Source organism: Devosia equisanguinis (assembly GCF_900631955.1).
GTDB lineage: Bacteria > Pseudomonadota > Alphaproteobacteria > Rhizobiales > Devosiaceae > Devosia > Devosia equisanguinis.
This window is the reverse complement of sequence record NZ_UZWD01000015.1, coordinates 42337-61871: the sequence shown is the minus strand read 5'-3', so window position 1 is coordinate 61871 and position 19535 is coordinate 42337. Positions and strand designations below refer to the sequence as shown.

Annotated in this window: 21 protein-coding genes; 12 read left to right on the top strand and 9 right to left on the bottom strand. The window is 63.3% G+C overall.

Translation table 11 applies throughout. From position 1 onward, the window contains the following. Nucleotides 1-64: 64 nt before the first annotated feature. Nucleotides 65-1000: a pca operon transcription factor PcaQ gene (gene pcaQ / locus DEVEQU_RS04695; RefSeq protein ID WP_164550246.1), complete on the bottom strand. Its 936-nt coding sequence runs from the start codon at nucleotides 998-1000 to the stop codon at nucleotides 65-67. Nucleotides 1001-1100: 100 nt separating this feature from the next. Between pcaQ and DEVEQU_RS04690 the strand changes: the two genes are divergently transcribed. From DEVEQU_RS04690 to DEVEQU_RS04645, 10 genes are all read left to right on the top strand, one after another. Continuing rightward, the gene (locus DEVEQU_RS04690) at nucleotides 1101-1952 is read left to right on the top strand and encodes a CoA transferase subunit A (RefSeq protein WP_126149418.1); all 852 of its coding nucleotides are present in this window, start codon (nucleotides 1101-1103) and stop codon (nucleotides 1950-1952) included. Next, nucleotides 1949-2731 carry a CoA-transferase subunit beta gene (locus tag DEVEQU_RS04685; protein ID WP_126149417.1) on the top strand — a complete coding sequence of 261 codons (783 nt, stop codon included), beginning with the start codon at nucleotides 1949-1951 and terminating at the stop codon, nucleotides 2729-2731. Before DEVEQU_RS04690 ends, DEVEQU_RS04685 begins: the two co-directional genes overlap by 4 nt. Further along, the gene (pcaF, locus tag DEVEQU_RS04680) at nucleotides 2732-3934 is read left to right on the top strand and encodes a 3-oxoadipyl-CoA thiolase (protein ID WP_126149416.1); all 1203 of its coding nucleotides are present in this window, start codon (nucleotides 2732-2734) and stop codon (nucleotides 3932-3934) included. It abuts the gene before it with no gap. A gap of 107 nt (nucleotides 3935-4041) precedes the next feature. After that, nucleotides 4042-4950 carry a helix-turn-helix domain-containing protein gene (locus DEVEQU_RS04675; RefSeq protein WP_126149415.1) on the top strand — a complete coding sequence of 303 codons (909 nt, stop codon included), beginning with the start codon at nucleotides 4042-4044 and terminating at the stop codon, nucleotides 4948-4950. A gap of 216 nt (nucleotides 4951-5166) precedes the next feature. Further along, nucleotides 5167-6399: an ABC transporter substrate-binding protein gene (locus DEVEQU_RS04670; RefSeq protein WP_223214107.1), complete on the top strand. Its 1233-nt coding sequence runs from the start codon at nucleotides 5167-5169 to the stop codon at nucleotides 6397-6399. Nucleotides 6400-6403: 4 nt separating this feature from the next. Continuing rightward, nucleotides 6404-7132: an ABC transporter ATP-binding protein gene (locus tag DEVEQU_RS04665; protein ID WP_126149413.1), complete on the top strand. Its 729-nt coding sequence runs from the start codon at nucleotides 6404-6406 to the stop codon at nucleotides 7130-7132. Continuing rightward, complete coding sequence (locus DEVEQU_RS04660) at nucleotides 7129-7833, top strand: ABC transporter ATP-binding protein (RefSeq protein ID WP_206437785.1); 705 nt, start codon at nucleotides 7129-7131, stop codon at nucleotides 7831-7833. Before DEVEQU_RS04665 ends, DEVEQU_RS04660 begins: the two co-directional genes overlap by 4 nt. Before the next feature lie 2 nt (nucleotides 7834-7835). Further along, nucleotides 7836-8693, top strand: a complete 858-nt coding sequence (locus DEVEQU_RS04655; RefSeq protein WP_126149412.1) for a branched-chain amino acid ABC transporter permease — start codon at nucleotides 7836-7838, stop codon at nucleotides 8691-8693. Nucleotides 8694-8697: 4 nt separating this feature from the next. Then, nucleotides 8698-9795, top strand: coding sequence for a branched-chain amino acid ABC transporter permease (locus DEVEQU_RS04650; RefSeq protein WP_126149411.1), 1098 nt, complete (start codon nucleotides 8698-8700; stop codon nucleotides 9793-9795). After that, a complete protein-coding gene (locus DEVEQU_RS04645) occupies nucleotides 9792-10670 on the top strand; it encodes an intradiol ring-cleavage dioxygenase (RefSeq protein WP_126149410.1) in 879 nt (292 codons plus the stop codon). The genes DEVEQU_RS04650 and DEVEQU_RS04645 overlap by 4 nt, the downstream gene beginning before the upstream one ends. 344 nt (nucleotides 10671-11014) lie before the next feature. Here DEVEQU_RS04645 and DEVEQU_RS04640 read toward each other — a convergent pair whose 3' ends face one another. Next, nucleotides 11015-12943, bottom strand: coding sequence for a heavy metal translocating P-type ATPase (locus DEVEQU_RS04640; protein ID WP_223214105.1), 1929 nt, complete (start codon nucleotides 12941-12943; stop codon nucleotides 11015-11017). A gap of 36 nt (nucleotides 12944-12979) precedes the next feature. Here DEVEQU_RS04640 and DEVEQU_RS20215 point away from each other — a divergent pair, with 36 nt between their 5' ends. Further along, a complete protein-coding gene (locus tag DEVEQU_RS20215; protein WP_268907374.1) occupies nucleotides 12980-13114 on the top strand; it encodes a hypothetical protein in 135 nt (44 codons plus the stop codon). Nucleotides 13115-13245: 131 nt separating this feature from the next. Here DEVEQU_RS20215 and DEVEQU_RS04635 read toward each other — a convergent pair whose 3' ends face one another. The 6 genes from DEVEQU_RS04635 to DEVEQU_RS04610 all read right to left on the bottom strand — a co-directional run bounded on the left by DEVEQU_RS04635 (nucleotide 13246) and on the right by DEVEQU_RS04610 (nucleotide 17737). Then, on the bottom strand, nucleotides 13246-13737 hold the full coding sequence (locus DEVEQU_RS04635; protein WP_126149408.1) for a cytochrome c: 492 nt from the start codon (nucleotides 13735-13737) through the stop codon (nucleotides 13246-13248). 109 nt (nucleotides 13738-13846) lie between these two features. After that, nucleotides 13847-14347, bottom strand: a complete 501-nt coding sequence (locus DEVEQU_RS04630; RefSeq protein ID WP_126149407.1) for an Rrf2 family transcriptional regulator — start codon at nucleotides 14345-14347, stop codon at nucleotides 13847-13849. 28 nt (nucleotides 14348-14375) lie between these two features. Then, nucleotides 14376-15014 carry a HupE/UreJ family protein gene (locus tag DEVEQU_RS04625; RefSeq protein WP_164550245.1) on the bottom strand — a complete coding sequence of 213 codons (639 nt, stop codon included), beginning with the start codon at nucleotides 15012-15014 and terminating at the stop codon, nucleotides 14376-14378. Nucleotides 15015-15219: 205 nt separating this feature from the next. Then, nucleotides 15220-15876, bottom strand: coding sequence for an alpha/beta hydrolase (locus tag DEVEQU_RS04620; protein WP_126149405.1), 657 nt, complete (start codon nucleotides 15874-15876; stop codon nucleotides 15220-15222). Then, nucleotides 15876-16835, bottom strand: a complete 960-nt coding sequence (locus DEVEQU_RS04615; RefSeq protein ID WP_126149404.1) for a VOC family protein — start codon at nucleotides 16833-16835, stop codon at nucleotides 15876-15878. The genes DEVEQU_RS04620 and DEVEQU_RS04615 overlap by 1 nt, the downstream gene beginning before the upstream one ends. Next, nucleotides 16832-17737, bottom strand: coding sequence for a dioxygenase family protein (locus DEVEQU_RS04610; protein ID WP_126149403.1), 906 nt, complete (start codon nucleotides 17735-17737; stop codon nucleotides 16832-16834). The genes DEVEQU_RS04615 and DEVEQU_RS04610 overlap by 4 nt, the downstream gene beginning before the upstream one ends. 89 nt (nucleotides 17738-17826) lie before the next feature. Here DEVEQU_RS04610 and DEVEQU_RS04605 point away from each other — a divergent pair, with 89 nt between their 5' ends. After that, nucleotides 17827-18777: a LysR family transcriptional regulator gene (locus DEVEQU_RS04605; RefSeq protein WP_126149402.1), complete on the top strand. Its 951-nt coding sequence runs from the start codon at nucleotides 17827-17829 to the stop codon at nucleotides 18775-18777. 3 nt (nucleotides 18778-18780) lie between these two features. Here the strand turns inward: DEVEQU_RS04605 and DEVEQU_RS04600 are convergent, their stop codons facing one another. Continuing rightward, a complete protein-coding gene (locus tag DEVEQU_RS04600; RefSeq protein WP_164550244.1) occupies nucleotides 18781-19530 on the bottom strand; it encodes a DeoR/GlpR family DNA-binding transcription regulator in 750 nt (249 codons plus the stop codon). Nucleotides 19531-19535 lie beyond the last annotated feature (5 nt).

The window sequence follows — 19535 nt, the reverse complement described above, 5'->3', positions numbered from 1 at the left end:
TCGGGGAGAGATGGCCGCAGCGCAGCGAAGGCCGGAGAGGGGGGCTCTTCCGTGCCCCTGCGCGTCAGCCCCGCGCTGCCACCTCCGCCGCCGCTTCGCGCACGGCGTCGAGCAAAGCGCTGGTGACCACGCTCAACTGTTCATTGCTGCGCATGGTGATGCCCACCGGCCCATGACTGGCGCTGGTGTCGAGCGCCAGCGCCACCAATTGCCCGATCTCCAGGTCATGGGCGACGACGCTGCGCGAAATCGTCCAGATGGCGTCGTTCTCAAGCGCATAGGCGCGGGCAAAGCCGTTTGACACCGTCTCGATCTCATAGCGGAACCGGCCGGCGCCTCCAGCGATGAACAGCGAATCCACGATCGGCCGGATGATGGCATTGGCCGGTGGCAACAGCATCGGATAAGGCTCAAGCTCGCGATAGCTCAGCGTCGGCTTGCTTGCCAAAGGATGGCTCGGGCGCACCGCAAAGGTGAGTTGTTCGGAATAAAGATGCTCGAAGATCAATCCGTTCATCACCTCGGGACTGGCCAGGCGCCCGACGATGAAGTCGAGATTGCCATCGCGCAGCATGGCCAGCATGTGGCCGCTGGGGCCGCTTTCCACATGCACCCGGCAGGCAAAGGGGGTGTGCATGAAGCGCTCCACGGCGCGCGGCACCACCTCCACTTCCACGGTCGGCAACGCGCCCAGACGCACCACGGTGTGGCTGGACCGGTTGAGGTCCATGCTCTCGATCCCCTCGCGGATCGCCGCAGCCGCCGCCATGGCATGGCGGGCGAAAATCTCGCCCTGCCGGGTCAGCACCAGCTTTCGCCCGGAGCGGTCGAACAGGGCGGTCTGCAGCAGGTCCTCGAGCTCGGCGATGGATTTGGACACCGCCGGCTGGCTGAGCCCCAGCGCCTGGCTCGCCGGCACCACGCCGCGCTGCCGGTTGACTTCCAAAAAGCAGCTGATGTGCCGCAACTTGATACGCGGGTCGAGGAGGCTGGTCGCCATCATATCATCCAGAGTTATATATCAGGGCAAAATTATCATTTTACTGCCCAGTTTCAATGGGCAATATACAGCTATTAGTTATGGCAAAAGAAACAAGACGATGAGCAAATTTGTGCCGCTCAGCCAGGCGGTGGGAGAAAATCTGAACAATGGCGATGCGGTGGCCTTTGAAGGCTTCACCCATCTCATCCCCCATGCGGCGGCCCATGAGGCGATCCGCCAAGGCTTCAAGGATCTCACCCTGATCCGCATGACCCCCGACATCATCTATGACCAGATGATCGGCATGGGTATGGCCAAGAAGGTGATCTTCTCCTATGCCGGCAATCCCGGTGTGGGGCTGTTGCGTCGCATGCGCGATGCCATCGAGAACGCCTTTCCGCGCGGCATCGAGACGGTGGAGCATTCCCATTCGGCCATGGCCCAGGCCTATGAGGCCGGCGCCTCCGGCCTGCCGCTGGCCCTGTTCCGTGGATACAAGGGTGCCGATCTGCCCAAGGTCAATCCCAACATCAAGATGATGACCTGCCCCTTTACCGGCGAGCAGCTGGCAGCGGTGCCGGCCCATCATCCCGATGTCACCTTCATCCATGCCCAGAAGGCCAGCGAGAAGGGCGATATCCTGATCGAAGGCATTATCGGCGTGCAGAAGGAAGCCGCCCTCGCCGCCAAGCGCGTCGTGGTCACGGTCGAGGAAGTGGTGCCCAGCTTCAAGGGCCTGCATCCCAATCTCTGCATCCTGCCGCATTGGACGGTCGATGCCATCGCCGTGGTGCCGGGTGGGGCGCATCCCTCCTATACCCATGGCTATTACCAGCGCGACAACGCCACCTATCTCGAATGGGACAAGATTTCCTCCGATCGTGAGCTGTTCGCCGGCTGGATCAAGCAGAACGTGCTCGAGGCCACCCCCGAGGCATTTGCCGACCGAGTAAGGGATTTGCGCGTATGACCGACTTCACGCCCAACGAGATGATGACCATTGCGGCAGCGCGCCAGCTGAGCAATGACGATGTCTGCTTTGTCGGCATCGGTGCGCCCTCTGCTGCCTGCAATGTCGCCCGTCTCACCCACGCGCCCGACATCACCCTCATCTATGAAAGCGGCACTATCGGCACCGCGCCCGATGTCCTGCCGCTCTCCATCGGCGATGGCGAATTGTGCGAGACCGCGCTCTGCACCGTCGCCGTGCCCGAGATGTTCCGCTACTGGCTGATGGGTGGCCGCATTTCCATCGGCTTCCTCGGCGCGGCGCAGCTCGACCGTTTCGGCAATATCAACACCACCGTCATCGGCGATTACAACCAGCCCAAGGTGCGTCTGCCTGGCGGCGGCGGTGCGCCGGAGATCGCCACCTCCTGCGGCGAGATCTACATCACCCTCAAGCAGGCGACCCGCTCGATGGTCGACAAGATCGATTTCTATACCTCGTTCGGCCATGGCGAAGGCGGTGACCACCGCCAGCGCCTGGGTCTCAAGACCAAGGGGCCGACGCTGCTGATCACCGATCTGGCCATCTGGCGCCCCGACCACGAGACCAAGGAATTCGTCGTGCGCTCGCTGCATCGCGGCGTCACCCGCGACATGGTGCAGGAAACCTGCGGCTGGAAAGTGCGCTTCGCCGACGATCTCGAAGAAACCCCCGTGCCGACCGCCGAAGAGCTTGGTACGCTGCGCGATCTGCAGGCGCGCACCACTGCCGCCCACAATGGCACCAAGAGGGCCGCATAAATGGCTGAAGCCTTTATCTGCGCCTATAAGCGGACACCCATCGGCCGGTTCGGCGGCAGCCTCTCGGCTGTCCGCCCCGACGATCTCGGCGCCATTCCGCTCAAGGCCCTGATGGCCGAAGCCGCCGGTGTGGACTGGGATGCCGTCGACGACGTCATCTTCGGCAATGCCAATCAGGCCGGCGAGGACAATCGCAATGTCGCCCGCATGAGCCTGTTGCTGGCCGGCCTGCCGGTGGGCGTCACCGGTACCACCATCAATCGTCTCTGCGGCTCCGGCATGGATGCGGTCATCGCTGCCGCGCGCGCCATCAAGGCCGGCGAGGCCGAGCTGATGATTGCCGGCGGCACTGAATCCATGTCGCGGGCGCCCTTCGTCCTGCCCAAGGCCGACAGCGCCTTTTCGCGCAATGCCGAGATTTACGACACCACCATTGGCTGGCGCTTCGTCAATCCGCAGATGAAGGCGCAATACGGCGTCGATTCCATGCCCGAGACCGGCGAGAACGTCGCCCAGGAGTTCGGCGTTTCGCGCCAGGCCCAGGACGAATTCGCCGTGCGCAGCCAGGACAAGGCCGTCGCCGCCCAGGCCAGCGGTCGCCTGGCCCGCGAAATCGTGCCGGTCACCATCCCCCAGAAAAAGGGCGATGCCGTTATCGTCGACAAGGACGAGCATCCGCGCGCCGGCACCACGGTTGAAACCCTTGCCAAGCTGCGCCCGCTCTTCCCCAATGGAACGGTCACAGCCGGCAATGCTTCCGGCGTCAATGACGGCGCCGCCGCGCTGATCATCGCGTCGGAAGCCGCTGCCAGAAAATACGGGCTGACCCCAATCGCCCGCATTCTCGGCGGCGCCACCGCCGGTGTCCCGCCCCGCATCATGGGCATGGGGCCGGCCCCCGCCACCAAGAAACTCTGCGCCCGTCTCGGCCTCACCCCCAGTGCGTTCGGTGTCATCGAACTCAACGAGGCCTTTGCGAGCCAGGGCATTGCGGTATTGCGCGATCTCGGGCTGGCCGAGGATGCGCCGCAGGTCAACCGCAATGGCGGCGCCATTGCCCTCGGCCATCCGCTTGGCATGAGCGGCGCGCGCATTACCGGGACAGCGGCGCTGGAACTGTCGATCACGGGCGAGCGCTATGGCTTGGCCACCATGTGCATCGGTGTCGGCCAGGGCATCGCTGTCGGTCTGGAGCGAGTTTAGGAGAGTTCATCGGCGGGGATAACCGCCACAACAAAGTCCTCGATCACCGAGGCACGCGCTTTCAAGCGGCCGATAAAGAGCCGGAAAGCGCAAGTGGGAGAGAAGAAATGTATGCTCGACGCCCCTTCGGCATAGACGAAACGCATGGCATGCTGGCGCAACCAAGCGCCAGGATCAAAGCCAATAGTGACGGACGCGACTGGACATCCATGTTCGCGTCCGTGCAACGGGAGACCCCCTTCCAGGGTGTGTTCCAATCCTCGCGGGACCATCTTCTGGTCCTGCATCGCGACGGCCCCGTGCAGGTGGAAAGCCTATGCGACCGCCGCATCGGCAAGCGTGTGGTGCCTGCCGGTGGCATCCACATCATCTCGCCGGGTGTCGATTTCGGCATCAACCTCACCGGCTCCATCGAAACGGTGCATGTCTATGTGCGCCGCGCCATCATCGAGGAAGTCGCCCTCGAAATGGTCGATGGCGACCCCGCCAAGCTCGAAATCCCCAGCAGCATCGTGGAGACCGACAAGGCCCTGCATGCCCTGATCGATGCTTCCGCCTATGCGGTGGAAGATGAGAGCATCGGCTCCTCCATGTTCACCGACTACCTATCGCGCACCATCGCGGCCCAACTGATCCGCGGCTATTCCAAGGCCAAGCTCAAGGGCGGCGGCCGGGTGTCGGGAGCCGCAAGCCTGTCGCCGACGCTCTCGGACGCGGTGGACTACATGACCGCCAATATCGACGAGGCCATCAACCTTGCCGATATCGCCCAGGCGACCAATCGCAGCCCCAGCCATATCGCGCGCATCTTCCGCACCGAACTGGGCATGCCGCCGCATCGCTATCTCATCAATCTGCGCGTCGACAAGGCCCGCCGCCTGCTGGAAAAGACCAGCATGTCGATTGCCGAGATCGCTTATGAATGCGGCTTCGCCCATCAGGAGCATCTGACCCGTCTGTTCCGCCGTCACTGCGGAACCACGCCTGCAGCCTACCGGCGCTCGAAGCGGAACTGATCGTTTCGTGCAAGATCGGCGCTGCCGCTTGCAGGAATAACCGCTTCCGCATCCCTAGTCTGACTTTCGCGAATAAAAATAACCCGGCCTGTCCCTTTACGGGGCAGGCCATCGCAAGGTTCATCGGAGGGAGAAGTAATGTCCAAATCCACCAAGTTTATGCCGGTCAGCCGGCGCATCTTCTTGGGGGCGACCTCGGCGCTGGCCGTACTCGCCATGTCTCCGGCCGTCATGGCGCAAGGCGAAACCATCAAGATCGGTTATGTGACGCCCCAGACCGGCCCGCTCGCCGCCTTTGCCGAAGCCGACGATTTCGTCATCAAGCAGGTCTATGACATTCTTGGTGGCAGCATCGAGACCGCCAATGGCCCGGTCAATGTCGAGATCATCGTTCGCGACAGCCAGTCCAATCCCAATCGCGCCGCCGAAGTGGCCCGCCAGCTGATCGTCGACGACGAAGTGCAGCTGATCGTGGTGGCCTCCACGCCCGAAACCACCAATCCGGTTTCGGCCCAGTGCGAAATCGAAGGCATCCCCTGCATTTCCACCGCCGCGCCGTGGCAGCCGTGGTTCATCGAGCGCCAGGCCAATCCGGGCGATCCGTCCACATGGGAATCCTTTGACTACACCTACCATTTCTTCTGGGGCCTCGAAGACGTCATTGCCACCTATCAGGGCATGTGGAACCAGCTCGAGACCAACAAGCAGGTCGGTGGCCTGTTCCCCAACGACGCCGACGGCAATGCCTGGGGCAATCCCGATGTCGGTCTTCCCCCGGCTCTGGCCGCCGGTGGTTACACCGTCACCGATCCGGGTCGCTTCCAGAACCTGTCGGACGACTTCACCGCCCAGATCAATGCGTTCAAGGCTGCCAATGCCGAGATCGTCACCGGCGTGGTCATCCCGCCCGATCTGACCACCTTCTGGACCCAGGCCAACCAGCAGGGTTTCAAGCCCAAGGTGGTGTCGGTCGCCAAGGCCATCCTGTTCCCGATCGCCGTGGAAGCCCTTGGCCCCATCGGCAACAACCTGTCGAGCGAAGTGTGGTGGTCGGCCTCGCACCCCTTCAAGTCCTCGCTGACTGGCCAGAGTGCGGGCGAATTGGCTGAAGGCTTCACCGCCGCCACCGGTCGTCCCTGGACCCAGCCGATCGGCTTTGCCCATGGCCTGTTCGAGGTTGCGATCGACTCCATCAAGCGCGCCGACGATCCCTTCGATCCGGATTCGCTGGCTGAATCCATTGCGGCGATCAACCTCGACACCATCGTTGGCCATGTCCAGTTCGGCCAGGAAGGCCTGCCGCCCGTGGTTGCCGCCAACGTCTCCAAGACCCCGCTGGTCGGTGGCCAGTGGCGCATTCAGGACGATGGCAGCTTCGAGCTGGTGATCGTCGAAAACGCTGCCCATCCGGAAATTCCGCTGGGCGGCAAGATGGAAGCTATCGAGTAGTCAAATGATCCTGAGACTTGCCGGCGTATCCAAGCGCTTTGGCGCTGTTGTCGTGGCCGATAATATCGACCTCGAAGTGGCCCACGGAGAAGCCCTCGGCATAATCGGCGCCAATGGCGCCGGCAAGTCGAGCCTGTTCAACCTCATTACCGGCGTCATCACCCCCGATGCCGGTACGGTGACCCTGGCTGGAAAGGACGTCACCAATGTGTCGCTGCGCAATCGCTGCGTGGCGGGCATTGGGCGGTCTTTCCAGATCCCGCGACCTTTTGAGAGCCTGACCGTCTTCGAGAACCTTCTGGTCGCCGCCGAATATGGCCGCGAGCATGGCCACCGCGGCGCCAACGAACTCTGCGGCTCCATTCTGGAGCGCACGGGCCTTGCGCCGCACGCCAATACCCTGGCTGGCAAGCTCACGCTACTCAACCGCAAGCGTCTGGAAATGGCGCGCGCTTTGGCCACCGAGCCCAATATCGTGCTGCTCGACGAAATCGCCGGCGGCCTCACCGAGGCCGAGTGCCACGAACTCGTCGAGTTCATCAAGCAGGTCAACCAGCAGGGCGTCACCATCGTCTGGATCGAGCACGTCGTGCACGCGCTCATGTCGGTGGTCTCCCGTCTCATGGTCCTGGAATTCGGCCGCAAGATCGCCGACGGCGAGCCCCACGCCGTCATGGCCGATCCTCAGGTCCGCCGGTCCTATCTCGGCATCGATGACGAGGTCGCAGCATGATGGCCTTGCTCGAGACCAAGAACCTGGAAGTCTTTTATGGCGACTTCCAGGCCGTGTTCGGCGTGGATTTTCACGTCAATGAAGGCGAGACCGTCGCCATTATCGGTGCCAATGGCGCCGGCAAATCGTCTTTCCTCAAGGCGCTTTCCGGCCTGGTCAAAAGCCGGCCCGACGGCATTCTGCTCGATGGCAAGCCGGTTGGCGGCAAGCCCGCCTTCGACATGGTGAAATCCGGCATTGCCCTCGTGCCCGAAGGGCGCCGGCTTTTCCCGTCCATGTCGGTTGGCGACAATCTGCGCATGGGTGAAAACGGCAAGAGCGGCGATCGCGGCTGGAACTACGAGACCATCTGCGATCTCTTCCCCATATTGCGCGAACGCGCCGATCAGCTGGCCCCCACCCTTTCGGGCGGGCAGCAGCAGATGGTGGCTATCGGCCGGGCGCTGATCTCCAATCCGCGCGTTCTCTTGTGCGACGAGATCAGCCTTGGCCTCTCGCCCGCCGCCGTCAAGGACGTCTATGCCGCCATCGCCGAGATCAAGAAGCGCGGCACCACCATCGTCATCGTCGAGCAGGACCTCAACGCTGCCTTGAGCGCTGCCGACCGCATTTATTGTTTCCTCGAGGGCAAGGTCAGCCTGGCTGGTCGTGCGGATGAATTCGATCGTTCGCAGATCCTCGCGGCCTATTTCGGAAGTTAGGGATGGAATACCTCAACACCATTGTACAAGGCGTCCTGCTGGGCGGGCTCTATGCCCTCTATGCCGCGGGCCTGTCCCTGATCTTCGGCGTCATGCGCCTCATCAACCTGGCCCATGGCGATCTCATCGTCCTGGCCGCCTTCGTGCTTCTGGCCATGGTCACCGCCTTGGGCCTGCCGCTGCCGATCGCGCTGCTCATTCTTTTGCCCTTCGCCTTCGCGCTGGGCTGGGCTCTGCAGCGTTATCTGCTCAACCGCACCCTGGGCGACGATATCCTCCTGCCGCTGCTGGTCACCTTCGGCCTGCAAATTCTCATTCAGAACGGGCTTCTGGTCGCCTTCAGCGCCGATAGTCGCAAGCTGTCGCTGGGCCCCATAGAAACCCAGTCGGTCAATATTCTGGGTCTTTCGCTTGGCGTGGTTCCGCTGATCACCTTCGCCGTCGCCGTGGTGGTGCTCGGCGTCCTCAGCTACATCTTCTATGGCACCGGACTCGGCCGCCGCCTGCGCGCCACCTCGGACTCGACCGAAGTGGTGCAGCTCATGGGTGTCAATCCGCGCATCGTCTTCGCCATTGCCATGGGCATTTCCTTCGTGGTGCTGACCATTGCCGCCTTCTTCATGGGCATCCGCTCCAATTTCGACCCCAGCGTCGGCCCGGCGCGCCTGCTCTACGCCTTCGAGGCGGTGGTGATCGGTGGCCTCGGCAGCCTCTGGGGTACCCTAGCCGGCGGCGTCATCCTCGGCGTGGCCCAGGCCATCGGCGCCCGTATCAATCCCGAATGGCAGATCCTGGCCGGACACCTGGTCTTCCTGGTGTTCATCATCTTCCGCCCGCGTGGCCTGTTCCCGAAGCAGTAGAGACATGTCCCAACCCATCCCTACCGCCGCCCCCGAGCCCGTCGCAGGCGGCTACACCGTCCGCGTCGCCACCCGCACCTCGCGTATCTTTACCGTCATCGCCCTGGCGCTGGTCGCCGTGCTGGTCTTTGCCCCGGCCTTCGCCTCCCGCCCGATGCTGCAGGATCTGATCCTGGTTTTCCTGCTTGCCTCGCTGGCGCTGTGCTGGAACCTCATGGCCGGCTATGCCGGCCTGATCTCGGTCGGCCAGCAGGCCTTTGTGGGTCTGGGTGGTTATGCGCTCTTCGCACTGATTATTGTCGGCGGTTTTGATCCGCTCCTCTCCATCCCCGTCGCGGCCATCATCGTGGCGCTGCTCTCCATTCCGGTGGGCTCGCTGGTCTTCCGCATGCAGGGCGCCTATTTCGCCGTGGTCACCTGGGTGGTGGCCGAAGTCTTCCGCCTGCTGCTCGCCCAGTGGCGCGAGCTGGGTGGCGGCACCGGCACCTCGTTGCCGCGCTCGGCCACCGGTGACATGTTTGGCCTCGAATTCGTCAGCGAGCTGTTTGGCGTGCGCAGCGCCGCCGCCCGCGAGATCATCATCTATTGGGCTGCGCTCTTCACCATCGTGCTGGTGGTCGGCGGCTGCTACTACCTCTTGCGCTCGCGTGTGGGCCTGGCTTTGCGCGCCATCAAGGATGGTGAAGTGGCGGCCCAGAGCGTTGGCGTCAGCACCACGCGAATCAAGTTCGCCATCTATGTCTTTGCCGCCTTCTGTGCCGGCCTGGTCGGCGCCATCTACTTCCTCCAGACCTCGCGCATCTCGCCCGACGCCGCCTTCTCGCTGCTCGACTGGACCGCTTACATCATCTTCATCGTTGTCATCGGCGGCCTCGCCACCATCGAAGGGCCGATCATCGGCGCCATCCTCTTCGTGCTGCTGCGCAATGCCCTGTCCGGTTACGGCCCCTGGTATCTCATCGTGCTCGGTGCGCTGGGCATCGCGGTGATGCTGCTCGCGCCCAAGGGTATCTGGGGCAATTTCTCCCAATTTACCGGCATCCACCTGTTCCCGACGCGGCGACGCCTGGATATCGGCTCTGCCAAGGAGCAGAAAAAATGACCGCCCAGACCCTCAAGAGCGATGCCAATGCGCTGACCGAAGAGGTCGTGGCCAGCTTCGCCAATGCCGAAAATCCGCGCCTGCGCGAAGTGCTGCAATCGTTGGTCCGCCATCTGCATGCCTTCGCCCTCGATGTGAACCTCTCCATGTCCGAATGGGAAACCGCCATCGGCTTCCTCACCCAGACCGGGCATATGTGCGATGACAAACGGCAGGAATTCATCCTGCTCTCCGACACGCTGGGCTTTTCCATGCTGGTCGATGCCATCAATCACCGCAGCATGGAAGGCACGACCGAGACGACGGTGCTGGGGCCCTTCTATGTCCCGCCGCTCAAGGAACGGCCGCATGGCAGCGACATTGCCGGCGCCAGCCAAGGCACGCCGCTGCATGTGAGTGCCCAGGTGCTGACCCCCGACGGCAAGCCGATTGCCGATGCCTGGGTCGATGTCTGGCAGTCCGATGACGACGGCTATTACGATGTGCAAAAGCCCGGGCAGGAGGAAAACCTGCGCGCCCGCTTCCGCACCGATGCCGAAGGCCGGCTGTCCTTCTGGTCGATCGTCCCGACCTTCTACCCCATCCCCCATGACGGTCCGGTCGGCAAGATGCTCGAGGCGGTGGGCCGCCATCCCTATCGCCCCGCCCATATCCATTTCATGATCGGCAAGGATGGCTATGACACGCTCGTCACCCATCTCTTCATCGCCGGCGACGACTATCTGCACAGCGATGCCGTGTTCGGCGTCAAGGAGCAGCTGATCGTCAACCTCACCGACGAAGAAGCTGGATGGAATGCGTCCGGCGAGCGTATCGGCGCCCATAAGTCGCTCGATCATACCTTCGGCCTGCGCCCCGCCGCAGCCGCGTCCTGAGCCTCAAACACCGGCGGATCGCTTTTGGCATGGCTGGCTGTCGTCACGACCGCCAGCCATGCGGCGTTTTGTTCATACTTCGTTCATAATGCGGTCACCTAGAGTCATTTTGTGGACCGATAAAACCTGCAACGATTAGCAGGTTTATGTTAAAACCTGCTCGATTGGTGCAGGTTTTGATAAGGGGGCGGGCGCATAGTAATCCTCAGGAAAGCGCAGCTTTCCGCTCCCATTCTCTCTCCTCGGGAGTTCTACCGGTGGCAGGGGCCACAAGAATAAGCCGGCGATGTTGGGGCATCGCCGGCTCTTTTCATGTGCTAGAGGATGCAACCCTCAGGCCGGCATCAATGCGGTCCGTGCTCGGCTGCAGGCCGTTTCGACGCCAGTCCGGCGCCACTGCCGGAGCCCCAGCCCTGTATCGATTTTCCGAAGGATTTGAAGCCGTTAGCCATGGTCTGGCCCGGCACCAGTCGCGCCGAATTAAGAATGAAGGCCAGCTCCGACCCGGTATGGATCATCGCCGCTTCCACCGGGCCGATCCAGCCGGCCATCGCCGCAGCAATGCCCAGAATGTCCACGGTGACAGTGCCGGCGAAGTTGAACCAGATGATCTTGCGGGTCCGGCGCGCCAGATGCACCGTCTCGGCAAAGCGCATGAGATCATTGCCCAAAAGCACGATATCGGCCTTTTCGCGGGCGACTTCGGTACCAGAACCCATGGCGATGCCCACCGAGGCGGTCGCCAGCGCCGGTGCATCGTTGACCCCATCGCCCACCATGGCCACGGTGCGGCCGCTCGCCTTTATAGCCTTGATTCGCTGGAGTTTTTCGGTAGGCAACAGTCCCGCTTCGACTGCGGTGATGCCGAGATCGGCCGCGACCCGCCGGGCCACCTGCGCCGTGTCGCCGGTCAGCAGTTGCACATCGATGTTCATGCCACGCAGCTTTTCCACCGCCTGGCGGGCCTCGGGCCGGACCTTGTCTTCGACGACGACATGGCCAAGCAGGCGCCCCTCGCGGGCGATAAACACTCGTGTGCCGACAAAGGCGCCTTCCTCTGGCACGGCGCCCACGCCATTTGCCGTCATCCAGGCGGCATTGCCGACATAGATGGCCCCTTCCGCATCGCTGGCCTTGATACCGCGCCCGGGCTCGTAGCTGAAGCCGCTGACGGGCAGGGGCGTAACGCCATGGCTGGCCGCCTCGGCGATGATGGCCTTGCCCAGCGGGTGCTCGGACAATGCCTCGGCGGTGGCGGCGGCCCGCAGCAACTCATCGGCGGTAATGCCCTCGGCCGGAAGGACATGGCTGACTTCAGGGCGCCCGAAGGTCAGCGTGCCGGTCTTGTCGAGCACAACCGTATCGACCTTGCCCAGGGTTTCGAGATGCACCCCGCCCTTGATGATCGCACCCATCTGCGCGGCCCTGCCAATGCCACCCAGAATGGCCAGCGGCGTACCGGCGGCGACGCCACAGGCACCGGCGACGACGATGACGGCAATCGTTGAGTTCACGTCGCCGCCGGTGATCCAGTACTCGAAGGCGGCAAAGCCCAAGGCCACATAGACGATATAGCCCGCCAGCCGATCCGCCAGACGCTGCACCGGCGCGCGCGATCGCTCTGCTTCTTCCACCGTTTCGAGAATTTGTCCGTAGCTGGTGGCGCGGCCGACGCGTTCGGCGCGGATTTCGATGGCGCCGGACTGGTTGACGGTGCCGGCATAGGCGTAGCTGCCGGCGATCTTCTCGACCGGCATGGATTCCCCGGTAATGCGGGATTCATCGACGAACGAATTGCCCGAAACCACGGGCCCGTCCACTGGCACGCGTGCCCCCGGCGCCACGACGACGAGCGTGCCCGGTGTGACCTCGCCAATGCCTGCGGTAACCACCTGGCCATCGCGGCGCAACTGCACCTCGCTGGGCAAGAGGGCCATCAGGTCGCGAATGGCGCGGCGCCCGCGTTCCAGCGTCATGCCTTCGAGCACTTCGGCGATCAGGACGAAGAAGGTGATGATCAAGGCGACGAAGAAATAGCCGGTATAGGCTGCCGCCAGCACCGCAATGCCCATCGATAATTCCATGGTCATGCGGCGCTTGCGGATGCTTTCCCAGGCCTCCTCGAACAGGGGCCAGCCGCCGATGACCAAGCCGATCAGCGCGTACCAGGAGAAGTTGAGATAGAATTGGTCGGCAAAGCTTATGTAGGAATGATCGGGAAATCCCAGCCACACGGCCAGGGCGCAAAGGCCGGTCAGGGCAATGCGAAACACCTCGGTCGGGCCGAAAGCGTGGCTGTGGTGGTGCCCATGATCGTCGTCGTCATGAGGGTGGTCATGACCATGCTCGTGGTGATGGTGATGATCGTGATCATGTCCGTGGTGGTCATGATCGTCATGGTGGTGGCCATGGGCATGGCCAGCATGCGTGTGGGTACTCATTGATCTCCTCCCCGGACACAGGCTTGGGCATGCCTGATCTCTTATCAGGGAAGATGGGCGGCAAAAGCACCCAAATCCTGCACGTTCCTTGCAGGATTACCGCAGATTTGGGCATGCGCGCCGGCCGGAAGCGATCAGTTGAAGGCGGCGAACGGATCGAAGACCACGTAACTCTCGTGGCAGGACGAGCAGGATTGCGCCACCTTGTCCCATTCGGCCTGGAAGCCCGCGAGATCAGCGGCTTCCGAGGCAGCGCGGGCATGCGCAGCGGTGTCGCGCAGCAGCTGCCGGAAAGCCGGAAGGTCGTCCCAGATCGCGGCCGCAGCCGTGGTATCGACGCCCTCGATGGCAGGCGCGCCACCCAAAAGATTGCTCTGCGGCGGCAGGAGGACGGCGAAGGCATCGAGCGAGGCCGCAGCGGCCTGGCCGAGATCGTAGAGTTCGGGGGAATAGCCGCCACTGCTCACCCGCGCATCGACCAGCGTCTGCAGCGTGGCCAGCTGGTTCATCAAGCCGCGGCGCGCGGCGATGGTGTCGCCCACCGCATTGTTCGGCGCCTCCGCCAGCACCAGGCCGGTGCCAAGGCAAATAACCACGAGAGCTGACAACAATGGGGGTCTCAACATCCCTGCCTCCGATATCCGGGTGATACGCGCTCACAAGACACCCGAGGGCACGGCGAAATCCTGCACAAATGCAGCCAGTTTTTACCACTGCGATTCGGAGCGGACTGTCTCAGCTCTCCGAGCGGGAGATGGCGGGCTTGGGCGTCCAGCCGGGATTGGAGGCGCGGGGGGCCACCTTGTGCAGGCCGAGCGCTGTCGCGACGCCCTCGGTATCGGCGACAAGATCGGCAATGGTGTAGCTTTCAAGCACCTGCGCAAAGGCACGCATGGCCTCGCCCAGGGCGCTCTCATAGACGCAGGTGCCGCCGAGTGGACAATGGGCGCACTTTTCCCGTCCGCATTCGGTGAGGTCGAAATCTTCCTCGGTGACGCGCAAGACGTCCATGATGCTGATTTTATCGGCCGGCGCACCCAGCCGCACACCGCCATTGCGTCCACGAATGGTTTCGAGCAGGCCGCTGCGGCCGACGGGGACGAGGATCTTGAACAGGAACATTTCGGACACGCCAAAGGCGTCGCCGATATCGCGTATGCGGCTAAGGCCAGTGCGGTTGGCCGCACAATACATCAGCGCCCGCACTGCATAATTGCTTTGCTTGGTCAGGCGCATACGACACAGCCCCTCCTGACATCCACACCTATACGATAGGCAGGAGGCTCGCAACGCCGGCCTGGTAGAGTGCCGTCAGTCCCACCCCGGCCAGGACACCCCCAAACACCCGCGCATTGGCATAGAGCCGATCGCCGCGCCAGAACCAATAGGCGGCCAGCATCGCCGTCCAGGCGACCATGGTCTGTATGATGGCAAAGCCCAGCAGATAACCCTGCAAGGAATTGTTCTCGCTGCCGATAATCGCCTGAGAATAGGCAAGGCCATGCAGGGCGCCCGCGACGAGGAACAGCCATTTGTGCCAGCGGCCATCAGCATCGTCTCTGCCCCAGGCCAGATAGCCGCCAATCAGCAGGGCGCTGAGTGGCACCATCCATTCGGCGGGTTGCAACTGCAGACTGCCTGCATTGAGCAGGCAACCGAATACGGTACCACCCACGAACCACACCGGCAGCCAGAAGCCGCCCTGGGCGACGGCGGTGAGGACACCCACGGCCAGGACGAAGGCCAGATGGTCGACTTCGATGACCGGATGCGCCAGCCCTGAAAGCAGGCCCTCGCCGAAGCCGATCGGCAACTTGCCACCCAAGGCATGATGCGCATGGGCCTGCGTGGTGAGCAGCAGAAAGGCCATGGGCAGGCCAAGTCCCAGCGATATCTTGCGCATGTTCCGTTCCCTTGCACGCAGTCGGCCTTCGGGCCCGGCCTTGTTTGCCATTGTGCCGCATGTGTCGTCTAGCCTGCCCAAGCGGGGCAAGGCGCGCCTGCACTTCCGTGCCAGGAGACTGCATGTTTCTGTCTATTCGCGCCGGTTTGGTCGGCAAAGACGGAAAAGCCCGGCTGTTGGGCCGGGCTTTTCTGCGATCTGGGGTTCAGCGCGTGGCGTTGAACCGCGGTTTATGCCCATTTCCGAGATCGGTCAGCATGGTTTCGAGCATGGCGATTTCGGGCGGCGATACCTCGTGTCCACGGCCGGGGAAGAGGTCGGTGCGCAGCTGCAGCTTCTGGCGCCCGAGCTCCAGCATCGCCTCGGCAGAGGCGGTGACCGGAATCCATGGGTCGGCGTCGCTGCCGCTCAAATAGACCGGTAGGTCGGCCGGCGCTGCCAGCGGGCGATCGCAGCTGGTGGTCCCCACCCGGCAGCCCGTCAAAGCAGCCAGTGCGTCAGGCGCGTCTTGGCCGCGACAGACATATTCGAGCGAAAGACAGGCGCCTTGAGAAAAGCCCGCCAACAGGAGCGGCAGCCCCGGATAATCTGCCCGCAAGGCGGCGATCTCGTCGCCGAGCAGGCCCAGCGCCTCCTCGAGCTGAGCCCGTGTCGTGCTGCTGATGGGATCCACCGCCTTGGCATCGTACCAGGCGCCACGTGGCGCCCGGGGCAGGGTGAAGGCCACATTCGTCGCCCAGAGGCGCTTGAGAACGTGGCTTTCCATTTCCTCGGGCGACTGGCCGCGACCATGGACGAAGACGCACAGCGCCTTGACCGCGGAACCACTGGCTCCGCGCCGGAGGCCGGTCGCTGCTGCCATTAGACGAAGTCCGCCTGTTCGAGGCCCTCGCGCAGCTCGTCTTCGCGGTCCTTGAACCAGGGCGGGAACACCAGCGTCTTGCCGATCGAGCCGGCCGGCTCGTCCTTGGTCCAGCCTTCCGGCGTGGTCCAGGCCAGTTCGAACAGCGCGCCGCCGGGCGAGCGGACATAGCAGGACTTGAAGTAGTTGCGGTCCTTCTGTTCGGAAATATCGGTGAAGCCGAGGCCCTCGATATGGGCGCGCAGTTTCAGCTGGCTTTCCTCGTCGCCGGTATTGAGCGCCAGGTGGTGAATGGTGCCGCCGGACAGCGTCCAGGTGCCCTGCGGGCTCTGGCGGTCGGTGATCACCTCGACGCGCTGGATCACGCCCGAGGAATCGGGAACGCGATAGACATCGCCGTCATCGGTGCTGGATTCGAGTTCCAGCGGCAGGGCGATGGTGAGGAAGTCGTTCATGGCGGTCTTGTCGGTCACCGCGACGACGCTGCCGTAAATGCCCTTGATGCCGTGATCCTTGCCGATGCCCTGGCTGGCATTGGTGATCGGCTCGCGCTTGTCGCTGTCGCTTTCCACGAGCTCATGGGGAATGCCGCAGGGATGGGCGAAGATCACGCGATCGGTGCCGAAGCGGGTCACTTTCTTGGCTTCGATGCCGCGACCGTTGAGACGATCCACCCAGAAATCGGCGGCGCCCACTGGAATGGCCTGCAGGATGGCGCGCGACTGGTTGGTGCCGCGCCGGCCATAAACGCCGGGCTTGCGGAACGGGAAGGTGGTGATGATGGTGGAGGCATCGCCATTGGGCGAGCCATAATAGAGGTGATAGACCGGGATCACGCCGTCGAACAGCACGGTGCGCTTGACCGAATGCAGGCCCAGCGTCTTGGTGTAGAAGTCGAAATCCTCCTGCGCGCCGTCGGTGGACAGCGTCAGGTGGTGATAACCACTGATCTTGCTCATGGTGAGATGCTCCTTCCTTGATGTGGTGGCGTGCTGCCCTCCTCCGGGCAGAGCACGAGCGTGAAGTCGAGCGCATGGCCCGCGCGCCCATTCTCGGGGGCGACGGCGCGGAACTCGGCCAATAGTTCGGGTTTGACCCCGAAGATTGCATCCCGACCGATGGCAGGGTGAGCCCGGTCGAAGATGTGGGTGGTCAGCGTCCTGTAGCCCTTGGCCGTGACGCGGAAACTGATATGGGCCGGGCGATCGAGCGACAGGCCCAGACGGGTGAGAAGCGCGGCCACCGGCCCGCCATTGGGAATGCGGTAGCCGCCTGGCTTGATCGTTCTGAACCGGAACCGCCCCTGACCATCGGCCACTATGCGGCCGCGCAGGTTGAATTCGGGCTGCCGGTCCGGCTCCTGGTTTTCGTAGAGCCCATCGTGATTGGCATGCCAGATTTCGATAGCGGCTCCGCCAACCGCGCGGCCATCGAGGCCCAGGACTTGCCCGGAGACGGCGAGGGGAGCCCCCTTGCCATCGCGCGACAGCGTACCATCCATCGCGATCAGCGGCGCGTCGGGCCGATAGAACGGGCCGGTCCGGGCATTGGGCGTGGCCCCAGGCGGAAGGGCGAGGTTGATATCGTCCACCGCACTCGATAGTCCCAGCACATCGGCCAGCAACAGGAATTCATGGCGGCGGCTATCGGTGTAGTGGCCGACCTCGGCGAGGAAATCGAGTACTAGCCGCAATTCGGACTGGGTCGGGCGGATTGTGGCAACCAGCTCATGCAGGCGCGCGCCGATGACCGCGATCATATCGGCCAGCCGGGACGGGTCGGCCTGAGCCAGCCGCGCCAGCAAGGCGTCAGCAGGCGCCGTATCGCGCGCAGCCAGCATGTCGCCCTGGCCAGAATCCATCGACGGGACCTCCCTTTCCCGAGGCATAATCTGGCATGTCCCGACCGCCGGATTGATGAGTTATGGTATTCATAATATAGCAGTTTGCTATGAAGCTGAACGAACGCCATCTCATGCAGCTGGCCGCTGTCATTGATGCCGGAGGTGTCTCGGAAGGGGCGGCGCTGCTGGGCATGACCCAATCCGCCGTCAGCCGCTCGCTGTCCATGCTCGAGGCACGGGTGGGCGAGGCGCTGTTCGTGTCCGGGCGCCGGCCTCTTCAGCCGACGGCGTTGGGCAATCAGCTGGCCATTCATGGCCGCGCCATTCTCACCGCTTCCCGCCGCGCCACCGATGCGGTGCAGGGCCATCTCAAGGGCACGAGCGGCGTGGTGCGGGTGGGCGGGGTGCCCTTCTTCATGGATGCGCTGGTCAGCCAGATGATCGCCGAGTTCCATCGCGAAGAGCCCGAGGTCACTGTGCACCAGAGCTATGGCAACCTGCCCGAACTGGTATCGGCGCTCGATGCGCACCTGATCGATCTCGGGATCGTGCCCATCGGCTCCACCCATCCCGGCTCGCACTATGACTTCACCGAACTGCTGCCGGGCCGCAATGTGGTGGCCTGCCGGGTCGGGCATCCGCTCCTGCGGCGGCGCGTGCCCAAGGCCAATGATCTGGCCGCCTATCCTTGGATCGCGCCGCTGCCGGGATCGCCGCTGATGTCGGATCTGCAGATGATCCTGATGAGCATCGGCGTTTCCGATCTCAATATCCGCTATGCCGGCGGCTCGCTGATGAGCGTGGTCAATTTCCTCGCCGAGTCCGACGCTCTGGCCGTGCTGCCCTTTTCAGTGCTGTTCGCGTTGCGCAAGGAGAACCGGGTGACGCTGGTGCCCTATGCCATCCCGCAGCCGGATCGATCGCTGGGCATATTGCGCCGCGTCGATACCCAGCGCGTCCCGGCTGCCGACCGGTTCGCCTTGCATCTCATCACCGTGTTCGAGAATTTGCGCCACGTCATCAAGCGCCATGAAAGCGCGGTGGTCTGGGGTGGGTGAGCGCTAGATCTGCACCAGCGTGACGCCGGCAAGCGCATCGGCCTGGTCGAAATGCTCGTGCGGCGTGCCATTGGTGATCAGCACGTCGACTTTTGACATTTCCGTCACCAGGTGTGGCGCCTTCTTTTCGAACTTGCCTTCATGGGCCAGCAGGATGACCTGACGGCTCTGCGTCAGGATCTCGCGTGTCAGCTCGACTTCGAGCGGGTCGAATTCGAGCACGGCGCCGTCCCGGTCAATGGCGCTGGCGCCGATCAGAGCAATGTCAAACTTGAACTGCTGACGGGCCGCACCGCTGATGGTGAGGATGGAGGTGTCCTTGTTCCGCACATAGCCGCCATAGGCATAGACCGTCGCATCGGTATGCAGGGCGCAATTGTAGATGACTTCGAGATTGGGGCTGGCCACCAATACGCCCGGAAATTCGGCCAGGACCGTGTGCAGCGTATGGAAAGTGGTGCCCAGACCCACGAAAATGGTGGCGCCGTTGAAGAGGAAAGGACGCAGGGCTTCGATCAGCTGCCGCTTGATTTCGACTTCGGTGTTGTGGCGTTCGCTATAGGTGTAGCGGGCGACACCCGGCGCGGCGAAGGCGCCACCAAAACCCTTGACCAACAGGCCCCGGTCACCCAGCACCTTGAGATCGCGGCGAATGGTCTGGGTGGTGACCGAGAACTGAGCGGCCAGTTCGGAAACGGCAGCGGCGCCATTGGCGCGCACGGCCTCCAGGATCTGGGCCTGGCGCTGGTTCAAGTCAG

Coding starts and splice junctions, on each gene's coding strand:
- pcaQ (WP_164550246.1), bottom strand. CDS start 1,000: ATGGCGACCAGCCTCCTCGACCCGCGTATCAAGTTGCGGCACATCAGC.
- DEVEQU_RS04690 (WP_126149418.1), top strand. CDS start 1,101: ATGAGCAAATTTGTGCCGCTCAGCCAGGCGGTGGGAGAAAATCTGAAC.
- DEVEQU_RS04685 (WP_126149417.1), top strand. CDS start 1,949: ATGACCGACTTCACGCCCAACGAGATGATGACCATTGCGGCAGCGCGC.
- pcaF (WP_126149416.1), top strand. CDS start 2,732: ATGGCTGAAGCCTTTATCTGCGCCTATAAGCGGACACCCATCGGCCGG.
- DEVEQU_RS04675 (WP_126149415.1), top strand. CDS start 4,042: ATGTATGCTCGACGCCCCTTCGGCATAGACGAAACGCATGGCATGCTG.
- DEVEQU_RS04670 (WP_223214107.1), top strand. CDS start 5,167: ATGTCTCCGGCCGTCATGGCGCAAGGCGAAACCATCAAGATCGGTTAT.
- DEVEQU_RS04665 (WP_126149413.1), top strand. CDS start 6,404: ATGATCCTGAGACTTGCCGGCGTATCCAAGCGCTTTGGCGCTGTTGTC.
- DEVEQU_RS04660 (WP_206437785.1), top strand. CDS start 7,129: ATGATGGCCTTGCTCGAGACCAAGAACCTGGAAGTCTTTTATGGCGAC.
- DEVEQU_RS04655 (WP_126149412.1), top strand. CDS start 7,836: ATGGAATACCTCAACACCATTGTACAAGGCGTCCTGCTGGGCGGGCTC.
- DEVEQU_RS04650 (WP_126149411.1), top strand. CDS start 8,698: ATGTCCCAACCCATCCCTACCGCCGCCCCCGAGCCCGTCGCAGGCGGC.
- DEVEQU_RS04645 (WP_126149410.1), top strand. CDS start 9,792: ATGACCGCCCAGACCCTCAAGAGCGATGCCAATGCGCTGACCGAAGAG.
- DEVEQU_RS20215 (WP_268907374.1), top strand. CDS start 12,980: ATGATCGTCGTCGTCATGAGGGTGGTCATGACCATGCTCGTGGTGATG.
- DEVEQU_RS04635 (WP_126149408.1), bottom strand. CDS start 13,737: ATGTTGAGACCCCCATTGTTGTCAGCTCTCGTGGTTATTTGCCTTGGC.
- DEVEQU_RS04630 (WP_126149407.1), bottom strand. CDS start 14,347: ATGCGCCTGACCAAGCAAAGCAATTATGCAGTGCGGGCGCTGATGTAT.
- DEVEQU_RS04625 (WP_164550245.1), bottom strand. CDS start 15,014: ATGCGCAAGATATCGCTGGGACTTGGCCTGCCCATGGCCTTTCTGCTG.
- DEVEQU_RS04620 (WP_126149405.1), bottom strand. CDS start 15,876: ATGGCAGCAGCGACCGGCCTCCGGCGCGGAGCCAGTGGTTCCGCGGTC.
- DEVEQU_RS04615 (WP_126149404.1), bottom strand. CDS start 16,835: ATGAGCAAGATCAGTGGTTATCACCACCTGACGCTGTCCACCGACGGC.
- DEVEQU_RS04610 (WP_126149403.1), bottom strand. CDS start 17,737: ATGGATTCTGGCCAGGGCGACATGCTGGCTGCGCGCGATACGGCGCCT.
- DEVEQU_RS04605 (WP_126149402.1), top strand. CDS start 17,827: ATGAAGCTGAACGAACGCCATCTCATGCAGCTGGCCGCTGTCATTGAT.